Raw genomic sequence first — 11791 nt, 5'->3', positions numbered from 1 at the left:
CCACGGCCCCCTCCCCCGACGGCTCCGCGTCAGCGAGCCGCACCACCGGATCGTCCGGCCCCTCCCGCCCCGCCACCACGGCCCGTTCCGCCCGGACCGCCTTGGCCTGGTACTGCGCCGCATCAGCCAGCCGGAACAACCGCCGAGCGGAACGCACGGGCCCGATGGGATCCTCCGTCGACGCGACCCCGCACGCCACGCCCTCCCCCAGCTCCAACTCCCGCGCACGACGGCACAGTTCATCCGCCGCCTTCACCACGTCATCGGCAGGCGACCCGACCACCAGCAGACAGAACTCGTCCCCACCGAGCCGAGCGGCCAGAGCCCCCGGCAACATCGCGCCGCACAGCGACAACACCGACCCGAACCGCTCCAGCAACCGATCCCCCACGGCATGCCCACAGGTGTCGTTGACGCGCTTGAGCCCGTTGAGGTCGGCCACCACGAGGCTGACGACGACACCCTGACCGCGATGCCGCTCGATCGCCTCCTCCAGCCGCACATCGACGGCCCGCCGATTCGCGAGCCCGGTCAGCGCGTCGGTGAACGCCAGCCGCCGGGCCTCCTCCAGCCGCTCGCTCTGCGCCAGCCCGGCGGCCACGACAGAGGCGAGAACGGTCGCGAAGTCGGCGTCCCCACGGTCGAAGACCGGCGCCCCGGCGGCCCGGGCGACGTACAGCTCCCCCCAGGCCCGCCCGTTCAGCACGATCGGCGCGACGACGCAGCAGCCCCGCCCCCGCCGCCGTAGCGCGGCGACCCGCTGATGGATGTACTCGGGATGCCCGGCGGCGGGCCCCTCGGCCGTCTCGACCCAGGCGTCGGGCTCGCCGCCGGCGACCCACCGCTCGTGCAGAAACTCGGTGATCTCCGGGAACTGGTGCACGGGATAGGTCTCGTCGCCCGGGAACTCCTCCTCGCCCCGGGCACGGTCCCCCACGTTCACCAGCACCCTCAGCCGCCCGAGCTCCCGCTCCCACACCGACAGCGCGGCAAAGCTCCCGACCAGCGCCCGACACGCCCCGAGCGCCGCCGCCCGCCAGGACTCACGCGGGGTGTGCGCCGCCGCCATCCCCTGCGCCAACGCCACCACGGCCGCGAGCCGTCTGTCCTCACCCATCACTCCAGGCTAGGGAGTTTTGCCCAGATTTGAGACGTTGGCGTGGCGAACGGGGAGGTCACGAGGCATTCAGCCACCGCGGCTCCGCCCCACACGTCACCCGGGATCCGCCGCGGCGCCACCGCAGAACCCAGGCAAGCTCACCGAGAAGCAAGCCGCCGGGCAGGCTCCACCCCGCCCCTCACCGCGCCCCAGCCCTGTCACCACCCCAGCCTCCGACCGCGCCGCAGCTCCTCACTCCCCCGGCCACTCGGCCCTCCGCTTCTCGTTGAAGGCCGCCACCCCCTCCGCCCGGTCCCCCGAGAACGCCACCGCACGCCACGCCGCGTCCTCGACCTCCAGACCGGCCCGTAGATCCAGCCCGTGCCCCAGACGCAGGGCCCGCTTGGCGGCCCGCAGGCCCACCGGGGAGTTCGCCGCCATCCGTGCGCCCAGGGCCAGGGCCTCCTCCCGGTCGCGCCCGTCCTCCACGAGCACGTCCACCAGCCCCAGCTCCCGCGCCTCGGCGGCCTCGACCCGCCGTGCCGTGAAGATCAGCTCCGCCGCCCGTGCCGCGCCCACCCGCCGGGGCAGCAGCTGCGTCCCGCCGCCGCCCGGGATCACCCCGACGGACACCTCCGGCAGCCCCACCACGGCCGTACCGTCGGCCACGATCACGTCGCACGACAACGCCAGCTCGAAGCCACCCCCCAGCGCGAAGCCGTGCACGGCCGCGATGGTCGGCACCGGCAGCTCCAGCACCCCCGTGTAGGCCCCCCGCGCCACCGGCCGCTGGCGCACCAGATCCGCGTCGCTGAAGGAGTTGCGCTCCTTCAGGTCGGCCCCGACGCAGAACGCCCGCTCATGCGTCGAGGTCAGCACGACCACCCGTACGTCACGGTCCGCGCCCAGCGCGGCGCACGCCCCCGCGATCGAACGGGCCATCTCCGTCGAGACGGCGTTCATGGCCTTGGGCCGGTCGAGGACGAGCTCCGCGACATGCCCGACCCCGTCGCCGTGTCGCCGCACCAGCACGTACTCCCCGTACCGCTCCTCAGTCATGACGCCCTCCGGTTAACGCGGGTTAACAACACTCGCCCCGATCATCGCAGCCGGACCCCGCCGGGGAAAGGCCCACCACGGGCGGTTCCCGAGTCGAGTCCCGACACCCCGTTCGAGTGACATCCCGCCCAAGTCCCGCACTACCGCCAACGACAGCGCATAACGTGCGCGAGCCACAGCGCAATGGGGGCGCGAGCGCGTTGGGAGGGGTCGTGATGGGTGGGACGGCACAAGAGCCGCAGGCGAGAGAGGCGGCGGGCAGTACGGAAGCGAGCCCGGCACCGACGGAAACCGAGACGGCCGGCCGCCTCTTCGGCGCTCGCGGCCGCCATCGCCGCCCCCGCCCCCGCAAGGCCCTCCTCGCGGCCGGCGGCCTCGCCCTGGCCGCCGGCGCCCTGAGCCTCGTACGCCTGACACCCGACGCCCATGTCACCGGCCTCGGCACACCGGAAGCCGACCCCGCCCCGGCCCCCGGCACGGACACGGACAGCGCGACCAACGCCGTCGCCACGCTCCCCACGCCCGCCCCGAAGCCGAGCCCGTCGGCCACCTCCGCGATGGGCGGCCTGGGAGCGACACCGACGACGGGCACGATCGTCGTACCGACCACGAACACCTCGGCCACGCCGCCGCCCGACGAGCGGGGCCGCCCGCCGGCCGGGGCCCCCGGGCCGACTCCCTCACCTGCCCCCACGGCACCGACCGGCCACGCACCGCAACCGGGCCCCACACGGACTGCCACACCGAGCCCGCCCGCGACGAGCCCCCCGACCTCACAGCCGGATGACCCCGACGGGGACGTGTGCGTCCCGGTCATCGGCCTCTGCGTGGACCCTCTGGACAACGACAACTGACACACGACCCCGCGCCGCAACGCCATCACAGGGGCGCGGAGAACCGCGCGACAAGCCCCCACCCACCGGCACCCGGCCCACAACCCGACTGCCCCACGGCGCTCACTCGCCCCCGGCGGCAGCCCTCCGCGTCAACAGCCACGGCTCGACCACGCCGAGCCCTCGCACGGGCCGCTGCCACATCGGCTGGAGCGCGAACCGGTACACCGGCGGCTCCTCGCCCTCCTTCTCCGCGGCGACCGCGGCCTCGGCCGCCTCCGCCTCGGACGCCGGCGCCTCACCCGTTCGGATGAGCTCCTCGGCGAGCGCGCTGTCGACGAGGACGGCGTCGCGCGGGGCTATCGACGTCAACCGGGAGGCGAGGTTCACGGTCGTACCGAACACATCGCCCATCCGCGTGGTCACCGTGCCGAAGGCGATGCCGACGCGCAGCTCGGGCATCGTCTCGTCGCCCGCCATCGTCTCGATGAGGCGCAGGGCGATCTCCGCGGCGACCCCGGCGTCGTCGGCCGCGTACAGCACCTCGTCGCCGAGCGTCTTGATGAGCCGTCCGCCGCGCGCGGCCACCAGGTCGGCCGCCGTGGTCTCGAAGGCCTCGACGAGTTCGCCGAGCTCCTCCTCCTCCATGCGCCGGGTCAGCCGCGTGAACCCGACCAGGTCGGCGAAGCCCACGGCGAGGCGCCGGTCGACCATCTCCTCGTCGTCGGCGGCCTGGATGACCCGGCCGGCCGAGGCGGCGAGCTGGCGGCGCCAGACGTAGACGAGGAACTCCTCCAGCTCGGGCAGGAGCAGCTCGATGATCGGGTACGTCACCTCGGTGCGCGTCATGCCGGGTTCCGGGGGCTCGGTCAGGCCCTCCAGGAACGAGTCGATCTGCCACTCGGCCAGCCGGGCGGTGGTCTGGCCGGTGGACCGCGCCACCTGCACGGCCATGGCCTCGCTGAGCAGTCCCGCCTCGACGAGACCGGCGAGGCGCCTGAGCGCCAGTACGTCGGCCTCGGTCAGCGCCTTGGCCTGCCCGATGTCGGCGAAGCCCATGGCCCGCCAGAAGCGGGACGCCAGCTCCATGGAGACCCCGGCGCTACGGGCCGCCTGAAACGGGGTGTAGCGCCGCTCCGCGCCGAGGATGAGCTGTTCCAGACGCAGGGCGAGCGGATCCTCGCCGGGCTCGGCGGCAGGGGGGTCAACCCGGCCGTCCGCGCCCGTGCCGGAGCCCGTGTCGTCGACGGTCACGCCTGCTGCCCTTCCGATCTGCCGCGGTCGGTCATCGACCGGCCTTCACTTTACGGCAGGTGTGCGCCAGCTCACTCCGTAAGAGAAAGCCGACCGTGCCGTACTTCCGCTGGTGAGGTGTCCGAGGTGGGTGCGGGCCTCGTCCCCGGTCACGGGGCGGGCCGGACCGGCCTGGTCACGCCGGTCGCAGGTGCACGATGTCCCCGGCCCCCACCGGCTCCTGCACGCCTTCCTCCGTCGCCAGCACGAGCCGTCCGTCGCCGTCGACGGCGACCGCCTCCCCGGTGATCGCCCGGTCGCCCGGCAGCTCGGCCCGCACCACCTTCCCCAGCGTCGCGCACCCCGCCGCATACGTCTCCTGCAGCCCGCTGACCAGCGGATCCCCCACCGCGGCCCGCCACCGCCCGTACCACTCCTCCAGGGACCGCAGCATCCCCCGCAGCAGCGGGTCCCGGTCCGTGCTCACCGCCCCGGCCAGCGCCAGCGAGGCCGCCTGGGGCACCGGCAACTCGTCGGCACGCAAGGTGACGTTGATGCCGACGCCGATGACGACACCGGCCTCCCCGGCCCGCTCGGCGAGGATGCCGCCGGTCTTGCGTTCCTCGTCGCCGACGGTCACCAGCAGGTCGTTCGGCCACTTGAGTGCCATGTCGACGCCCGCCGCCCGGGACAGCCCCGTCGCCACGGCGACCCCGGTGAGCAGGGGCAGCCAGCCCCATCGGGCCACCGGCACCTCGGCCGGGTTCAGCAGCACGGAGAAGAACAGTCCGGAGCGGGCCGGTGCCGTCCAGTTGCGGTCCAGGCGTCCCCGGCCGGCCGTCTGCTCCTCGGCGACCAGGACCGTGCCCTCCTCGGCCTTGCCCGCGGTCGCCAGGTCCACCAGGTCGGTGTTGGTGGAGCCGGTGCGCTGCACCACCTCCACCCGGCGCCACAGACCGCCCTCCCGCACGAGACCGCGCCGCAGCGCGGCGGCGTTGAGCGGCGGGCGGTCCAGGTCGGACCAGCGGCTGTCGTCTGATGCATCTCGCGGCGTCATGCAAGCCACCCTAGGTGTGGCAAACGCCGCACTGCTGATTCCCAGGCCCGCCACTACTCTACGGATGAGTAACCGTCCCCCCTTTTGAGCAGGCAGGGAGCCGCGATCCCGATGTCCGAGCCGGAAGCGATCGACATTCACACCACCGCGGGCAAGCTCGCGGATCTCCAGCGTCGTATCGACGAAGCGACGCACGCCGGCTCCGCACGTGCCGTCGAAAAACAGCACGCCAAGGGCAAGTTGACGGCCCGTGAGCGCGTCGAGCTCCTCATGGACGAGGGCTCGTTCGTCGAGTTGGACGAGTTCGCCCGGCACCGGTCGACGAACTTCGGCCTCGACAAGAACCGCCCGTACGGAGACGGAGTGGTGACCGGCTACGGCACCGTCGACGGTCGGCCCGTCGCCGTCTTCTCCCAGGACTTCACGGTCTTCGGCGGAGCCCTCGGCGAGGTCTACGGCCAGAAGATCGTCAAGGTCATGGACTTCGCGCTGAAGACCGGCTGCCCGGTCATCGGCATCAACGACTCCGGCGGCGCCCGCATCCAGGAGGGTGTGGCCTCGCTCGGCGCGTACGGCGAGATCTTCCGCCGCAACACGCACGCCTCCGGCGTCATCCCGCAGATCTCGCTGGTCGTCGGCCCGTGCGCGGGCGGCGCGGTCTACTCCCCGGCCATCACCGACTTCACGGTCATGGTCGACCAGACCTCGCACATGTTCATCACCGGCCCGGACGTCATCAAGACGGTCACCGGCGAGGACGTCGGCTTCGAGGAGCTGGGCGGCGCCCGCACCCACAACTCGACCTCGGGTGTGGCACACCACATGGCCGGGGACGAGAAGGACGCCATCGAGTACGTCAAGCAGCTGCTGTCGTACCTGCCGTCCAACAACCTCAGCGAGCCCCCGGCGTTCCCGGAGGAGGCGGACCTCTCCCTCACCGACGAGGACCGCGAGCTGGACACGATCGTGCCGGACAGCGCGAACCAGCCGTACGACATGCACACGGTGATCGAGCACGTCCTGGACGACGCCGAGTTCTTCGAGACGCAGCCGCTGTTCGCGCCGAACATCATCACCGGCTACGGCCGCGTCGAGGGCCGACCGGTCGGCATCGTCGCCAACCAGCCGATGCAGTTCGCCGGCTGCCTGGACATCGACGCCTCCGAGAAGGCGGCGCGCTTCGTGCGTACCTGCGACGCCTTCAACGTCCCGGTGATCACCTTCGTCGACGTCCCCGGCTTCCTGCCGGGCGTCGACCAGGAGCACACCGGCATCATCCGCCGAGGCGCCAAGCTGATCTACGCCTACGCCGAGGCGACCGTCCCGCTCATCACCGTCATCACGCGCAAGGCCTTCGGCGGTGCCTACGACGTCATGGGCTCCAAGCACCTCGGCGCCGACCTCAACCTCGCCTGGCCGACGGCCCAGATCGCCGTCATGGGCGCCCAGGGCGCGGTCAACATCCTGCACCGGCGCACCATCGCCGAGGCGGAGGCGAGCGGCGAGGACCTCGAGGCGGTGCGCGCCCGGCTGATCCAGGAGTACGAGGACGCCCTCCTCAACCCCTATGTCGCGGCCGAGCGCGGCTACATCGACGCGGTGGTCATGCCGTCCGAGACCCGCCGGCATGTCGTGCGCGGTCTGCGTCAGCTGCGCACCAAGCGGGAATCCCTGCCTCCGAAGAAGCACGGCAACATCCCCCTCTAGGCCTGCTGGGAGCCGCCATGAACATCAAGGTCCTACGGGGCAACCCGACACCGGAGGAGCTGGCCGCCGCACTGGCGGTGGTCCGCGCCCGCGCCGCGGCGGAGGCATCCATCCCGCCCGGCGCCCCCACCCCCCGCGACTCCTGGGCGGACCCGGCCCGTATCGCGTCGCAACGGCTGCCGCAGCCGGGCGGGACGACCTGGGCCCGTACCTACTGGCCCGGTTAGTCAGAGGATCGTCGACACGGCTTCGGCCATCACCTCGTACCCCGCGTCGTTCGGGTGCAGGTGATCGCCGAAGTCGTACGACGGCCGCAGCCGGTCCGGATCCGCCGGGTCGGCCGGTGCCCGGTTCAGGTCCACCACCGCGTCGTACTCCCCCGAGCACCGGATCCATTCGTTCAGCTCGTGACTCACCTTGGCCGCGTGCTCACCCCAGTGGTCCGAGCCCCCGAACGGCAGCAGGGTGGCGCCGATCACCCGTAGCCCCGCCGCCCGGCCCTGCCGTATCAACTCCCGGTGTCCGGCGATCAGTTCCTCCGCCTCCACCACCGGCGCCGGTTTGTACGTCGGCTGCTCGTCCGTCTCGCTGAAGCCGATGTCGTTGAGGCCGAGCAGGACGACGAGCGTGTCCACGCCGGGATGGTCGAGGACGTCCCGGCGCAGGCGGTGGACGGCCTTGTCGCCGTACCAGGCGGAGTCGTTGAGCAGCAGGTTCCCGCCGATGCCCGCGTTGAGGACGGGCCGTCCCGTGCGCTCGGCGAGCGCGTCCGACCACCGCCGGTTCGCGCCCGGCGTCGAGCCGAAGCCGTCCGTGATCGAGTCGCCGAAGAGCGCGACGGCGTCCGCACGGCCGGCGTCGGTCTCCACCGCCGACAGGAAGTACCAGGACTCGCTCGCGGCGTCGAAGCCCGCGCCGCCGGGCTCCGCCGTCAGGTCGCCCTCGCCCCGGTAGCCGGTCGTGAAGGCCTGGGCGTGGAAGGTCGCGGGCCCGGTGGCGGCGTCGAAGTGCAGCGTGACGGTCACGGAGTCCCCGGCGGCGACGGCGAGCGGGACGTCGTCGCTGACGACCTGCCCGCGCGCGGGTATCCCGACCTGCCCGGCGCCCCCGAAGGTGAGCCGCGTCAGCGACCCGGGCTGCACGGCCGCCCCTTCGTCCGTACGCCCCACACTCGCGCCCGCGACACGGACCGGTGAGGCGCCGTAGGCGTTGGAGAGCCGTACCCGCACCCGGCCGCCGCCCGCCGACAGCCGGACGACCTGCCGAAGCGACTGGCGCCAGAAGCCCTCGCGGGACCAGTTGGGTGTGAAGCCCTCACTGGGGCGCTGTGGTGACGCGGTCCAGGAAGCGGTGAACATGACGCATCCTCCCAACGGAACAATCCAAACGGAACCGTAGTCCCTTTAGCTAATGAAACCGTAGCACCGTTTGGAGAGAAGTTGAGTATGCGTACTCAGGCGCCGCCCCGGACCCCCGACCGACGATGGAAGGCATGCTGTGGTCCGACCCCGAGAACGAGCCGCCCAAGGAACTGCGGGACATGCAGGAGATGTTGCGGCGGCTGGGTGTTCTCATGGCGCTGGCCATGGTGCTGACGATGATCGTGCTCGGGCTGAGGTGAGTCCGGCCGGGTACGTCGATACGCTGACCGCATGACTGATCAGCCGCGCCGCCGACTCGTCCTCGCCTCCCAGTCCCCCGCCCGCCTCAATCTGCTCCGCCAGGCCGGACTGACCCCCGAGGTCATCGTGAGCGGCGTCGACGAGGACGCCGTCAGCGCGCCCACCCCCGCCGAGCTGGCGCTCGCCCTCGCGGAGGCGAAGGCCTCCGTCGTGGCGGCGCGGCCCGACGTCAAGGGCGCCATCGTGATCGGCTGCGACTCGGTCCTCGACCTGGACGGCCAGGCCCTGGGCAAGCCGGCCGACGCCGAGGAGGCCACGGCCCGCTGGAAGTCGATGCGCGGGCGGGCCGGCACGCTCCAGACCGGCCACTGCGTCTACGACACCGTCAGCGGCCGCTACACCTCCGCCACCGCCTCCACGGTCGTCCGCTTCGGCGACCCGACCGACGAGGAGATCGCCGCGTACGTCGCCTCCGGCGAACCCCTCTACGTCGCCGGAGCGTTCACCCTGGACGGCCGCTCGGCCCCGTTCATCGACGGCATCGACGGCGACCACGGCAATGTCATCGGCATCAGCCTGCCGCTGGTGCGACGGCTGCTGGGCCAACTGGGCATCGGCATCACGGAGTTGTGGGCGCCGGCGGAGGGGTGACCGGCGAGCCGCCGGCCGGGGAACCGCCGACGGGGGAGCCGTCGCCGCCCTTGCCTCCGTCGGGCGCGGCGTCGGCGGGCCGGTCCGGCGCGGCCTGGCCGTCGTAGGTCATCAGCACCAGCACGATCAGGCCGAGCACGGCGATCATGAACACGAACGCCGTCCAGCCCACCAGCCCCCAGGTGAACGCGCCCAGCAGCCCGTGCACCACGGCCGCGCTGATCAGCAGGATGCGCCCGAGGCCGGCCGGGGCGCGGTCGCGCACGGCCACAAGCAGGGCAACCAGCGCGCACAACGCGAAGTAGGCGCCGAAAACGAGGCCGCCGATCTTCGAGGACACCGACATCACGTCAGGATCCAGACCGGCCAGGGACATGTCCTGCCGGTCGACGACGACGCCGAGGAACCAGTTCAACCCGGCGATGCCGAGCGCCTCGACGAGGAGCACGACCGCCACCACCCACGCCACCGGCCTGCGCACCACCGGCCCCCACCCACTTCCGAGCTCTTCGAGCGCCGCACCCGTCGAATCCGGGCACGACGATGGTTACCCCAAGTACGTTCGAGACATCGCGAACGCTACTAACGGGTAAACCCCGGGACAAGGGTTTGGGAGATGGCAAAGATGCATTGGGCCATTCGTAGGGATTCCACAAAGAAACCGAGTGGCCCGCAGCACGTGATGACAGAGACCTTGACCACAGAGGGGAGCTAGGGTTTTCCGGGAGAGACCTGCGTACCGTGGCGCGACAAGGGATTTCGCAGGTCGGGCGAGCCTGGAATCACGCTCCGTGTGGGCAAGCTCACCACTGGGGACGGGTCGAAGTGTCGTGTCGGCAGTCCCTAAACTCGGCTTGTTTCAAGGAGGGAGCCTCAATCGTGCGCAAGGTGCTCATCGCCAACCGTGGCGAAATCGCTGTCCGCGTGGCCCGGGCCTGTCGGGACGCGGGGATCGCGAGCGTGGCCGTCTACGCGGACCCGGACCGTGACGCTCTGCATGTCCGCGCCGCGGATGAGGCGTTCGCCCTGGGCGGTGACACCCCGGCGACCAGTTACCTGGACATGGACAAGGTGCTGAAGGCGGCGCGTGAGTCCGGCGCGGACGCGATCCACCCGGGTTACGGTTTCCTGTCGGAGAACGCCGACTTCGCGCAGGCGGTCCTGGATGCCGGTCTGATCTGGATCGGTCCGCCGCCGCAGGCGATCCGTGACCTGGGTGACAAGGTCGCCGCCCGGCACATCGCCCAGCGTGCCGGTGCGCCGTTGGTCGCCGGCACCCCGGATCCGGTGGGCGGGGCGGACGAGGTGGTGGCGTTCGCCGAGGAGCACGGTCTGCCGATCGCGATCAAGGCGGCGTTCGGTGGCGGTGGCCGTGGTCTGAAGGTGGCCCGGACCCTGGAAGAGGTCCCGGAGCTGTATGAGTCGGCGGTGCGTGAGGCGGTCGCCGCGTTCGGCCGCGGGGAGTGCTTCGTCGAGCGCTACCTCGACAAGCCCCGGCACGTGGAGACCCAGTGCCTGGCCGACTCCCACGGCAATGTCGTGGTGGTCTCCACGCGTGACTGCTCGCTGCAGCGCCGGCACCAGAAGCTGGTCGAGGAGGCCCCGGCGCCGTTCCTTTCGAAGGCGCAGGTCGCCGAGCTGTACTCGTCGTCCAAGGCCATCCTGAAGGAGGCCGGCTACGTCGGTGCCGGCACGGTGGAGTTCCTGGTCGGCGCGGACGGCACGATCTCCTTCCTGGAGGTCAACACCCGTCTGCAGGTGGAGCACCCGGTCACCGAGGAGGTCGCCGGGATCGACCTGGTCCGCGAGATGTTCCGGATCGCCGACGGCGAGGCGCTCGGCTACGACGACCCGCCGCTGCGCGGGCACTCCTTCGAGTTCCGTATCAACGGCGAGGACCCGGGCCGTAACTTCCTGCCCGCGCCCGGCACCGTCACCGCCTTCACCGCGCCGTCCGGCCCGGGTGTCCGCCTGGACGCCGGTGTCGAGTCCGGCAGCGTGATCGGTCCGGCGTGGGACTCGCTGCTGGCCAAGCTGATCGTGACCGGCGCGACCCGCGAGCAGGCCCTGCAGCGGGCCGCCCGCGCGCTGGACGAGTTCACCGTCGAGGGCATGGCCACCGCCATCCCCTTCCACCGCGCGGTCGTCGTCGATCCGGCGTTCGCCCCGGAACTGACCGGCTCCGCCGACCCGTTCACCGTCCACACCCGGTGGATCGAGACCGAGTTCGCCAACGAGATCAAGCCCTTCGCCGCCCCGGCCGACACCGACACCGAGGAAGACACCGGCCGTGAGACGGTCGTCGTCGAGGTCGGCGGCAAGCGCCTGGAGGTCTCCCTGCCGGCCTCCCTCGGCATGACCTTGGCCCGCACCGGCCTGGCCGCCGGCGCCAAGCCCAAGCGGCGCGCGGCGAAGAAGTCCGGGCCCGTCGCCTCCGGCGACACCCTCGCCTCCCCGATGCAGGGCACCATCGTCAAGGTCGCCGTCGAGGAAGGCCAGGAAGTCAAGGAAGGCGACCTCGTCGTCGTCC

12 protein-coding genes are annotated in these 11791 nt (G+C 71.9%); 6 read left to right on the top strand and 6 right to left on the bottom strand.

The window, feature by feature from the left end; translation table 11 throughout:
- A partial coding sequence (locus EAO75_RS02420; RefSeq protein WP_147994244.1) for a sensor domain-containing diguanylate cyclase occupies positions 1 to 1117 on the bottom strand: 1117 nt, incomplete at its 3' end.
- A 234-nt stretch (positions 1118 to 1351) separates the two neighbouring features.
- Entirely contained in the window at positions 1352 to 2158 is an 807-nt protein-coding gene (locus EAO75_RS02415; protein WP_147993349.1) for an enoyl-CoA hydratase/isomerase family protein, read from the bottom strand.
- A 215-nt stretch (positions 2159 to 2373) separates the two neighbouring features.
- On the opposite strand from EAO75_RS02415, the gene EAO75_RS02410 reads away from it, so the two are divergent.
- Positions 2374 to 3012 carry a hypothetical protein gene (locus tag EAO75_RS02410; RefSeq protein WP_261989118.1) on the top strand — a complete coding sequence of 213 codons (639 nt, stop codon included), beginning with the start codon at positions 2374 to 2376 and terminating at the stop codon, positions 3010 to 3012.
- A 102-nt stretch (positions 3013 to 3114) separates the two neighbouring features.
- Here EAO75_RS02410 and EAO75_RS02405 read toward each other — a convergent pair whose 3' ends face one another.
- A complete protein-coding gene (locus tag EAO75_RS02405) occupies positions 3115 to 4245 on the bottom strand; it encodes an adenylate/guanylate cyclase domain-containing protein (protein ID WP_147993348.1) in 1131 nt (376 codons plus the stop codon).
- Positions 4246 to 4420: 175 nt separating this feature from the next.
- Positions 4421 to 5281, bottom strand: a complete 861-nt coding sequence (locus EAO75_RS02400) for a biotin--[acetyl-CoA-carboxylase] ligase (protein ID WP_147993347.1) — start codon at positions 5279 to 5281, stop codon at positions 4421 to 4423.
- A 111-nt stretch (positions 5282 to 5392) separates the two neighbouring features.
- On the opposite strand from EAO75_RS02400, the gene EAO75_RS02395 reads away from it, so the two are divergent.
- Both EAO75_RS02395 and EAO75_RS02390 read left to right on the top strand, forming a co-directional pair.
- A complete protein-coding gene (locus EAO75_RS02395) occupies positions 5393 to 6988 on the top strand; it encodes an acyl-CoA carboxylase subunit beta (protein ID WP_147993346.1) in 1596 nt (531 codons plus the stop codon).
- Positions 6989 to 7005: 17 nt separating this feature from the next.
- On the top strand, positions 7006 to 7215 hold the full coding sequence (locus EAO75_RS02390) for an acyl-CoA carboxylase epsilon subunit (protein ID WP_147993345.1): 210 nt from the start codon (positions 7006 to 7008) through the stop codon (positions 7213 to 7215).
- On the opposite strand, the gene EAO75_RS02385 is transcribed toward EAO75_RS02390, so the two are convergent.
- The gene (locus tag EAO75_RS02385) at positions 7216 to 8346 is read right to left on the bottom strand and encodes an SGNH/GDSL hydrolase family protein (protein WP_147993344.1); all 1131 of its coding nucleotides are present in this window, start codon (positions 8344 to 8346) and stop codon (positions 7216 to 7218) included.
- 134 nt (positions 8347 to 8480) lie between these two features.
- Here EAO75_RS02385 and mmpB point away from each other — a divergent pair, with 134 nt between their 5' ends.
- Together mmpB and EAO75_RS02380 are read left to right on the top strand one after the other, a co-directional pair.
- Entirely contained in the window at positions 8481 to 8609 is a 129-nt protein-coding gene (gene mmpB / locus EAO75_RS46970) for a morphogenic membrane protein MmpB (protein WP_093747104.1), read from the top strand.
- 31 nt (positions 8610 to 8640) lie between these two features.
- The gene (locus EAO75_RS02380; RefSeq protein ID WP_147993343.1) at positions 8641 to 9261 is read left to right on the top strand and encodes a Maf family protein; all 621 of its coding nucleotides are present in this window, start codon (positions 8641 to 8643) and stop codon (positions 9259 to 9261) included.
- On the opposite strand, the gene EAO75_RS02375 is transcribed toward EAO75_RS02380, so the two are convergent.
- Positions 9230 to 9745 carry a hypothetical protein gene (locus EAO75_RS02375; protein WP_147993342.1) on the bottom strand — a complete coding sequence of 172 codons (516 nt, stop codon included), beginning with the start codon at positions 9743 to 9745 and terminating at the stop codon, positions 9230 to 9232. The two genes, EAO75_RS02380 and EAO75_RS02375, sit on opposite strands and share 32 nt — an antisense overlap.
- Before the next feature lie 395 nt (positions 9746 to 10140).
- Between EAO75_RS02375 and EAO75_RS02370 the strand changes: the two genes are divergently transcribed.
- Positions 10141 to 11791, top strand: a 1651-nt coding sequence (locus EAO75_RS02370; RefSeq protein WP_147994242.1) for an acetyl/propionyl/methylcrotonyl-CoA carboxylase subunit alpha, incomplete at its 3' end; no start/stop codon positions are given.

Origin of the sequence: Streptomyces sp. UW30 (assembly GCF_008042075.1) — a bacterium.
Taxonomy (GTDB): domain Bacteria; phylum Actinomycetota; class Actinomycetes; order Streptomycetales; family Streptomycetaceae; genus Streptomyces.
Note: the sequence above shows the minus strand (reverse complement) of the source record. Positions and strands in the feature narration are given on the sequence as shown.

Bases quoted from the DNA above. Each gene is read 5' to 3' on its own strand.
- EAO75_RS02415 (WP_147993349.1), bottom strand. From the start codon at position 2,158: ATGACTGAGGAGCGGTACGGGGAGTACGTGCTGGTGCGGCGACACGGC.
- EAO75_RS02410 (WP_261989118.1), top strand. From the start codon at position 2,374: ATGGGTGGGACGGCACAAGAGCCGCAGGCGAGAGAGGCGGCGGGCAGT.
- EAO75_RS02400 (WP_147993347.1), bottom strand. From the start codon at position 5,281: ATGACGCCGCGAGATGCATCAGACGACAGCCGCTGGTCCGACCTGGAC.
- EAO75_RS02395 (WP_147993346.1), top strand. From the start codon at position 5,393: ATGTCCGAGCCGGAAGCGATCGACATTCACACCACCGCGGGCAAGCTC.
- EAO75_RS02390 (WP_147993345.1), top strand. From the start codon at position 7,006: ATGAACATCAAGGTCCTACGGGGCAACCCGACACCGGAGGAGCTGGCC.
- EAO75_RS02385 (WP_147993344.1), bottom strand. From the start codon at position 8,346: ATGTTCACCGCTTCCTGGACCGCGTCACCACAGCGCCCCAGTGAGGGC.
- mmpB (WP_093747104.1), top strand. From the start codon at position 8,481: ATGCTGTGGTCCGACCCCGAGAACGAGCCGCCCAAGGAACTGCGGGAC.
- EAO75_RS02380 (WP_147993343.1), top strand. From the start codon at position 8,641: ATGACTGATCAGCCGCGCCGCCGACTCGTCCTCGCCTCCCAGTCCCCC.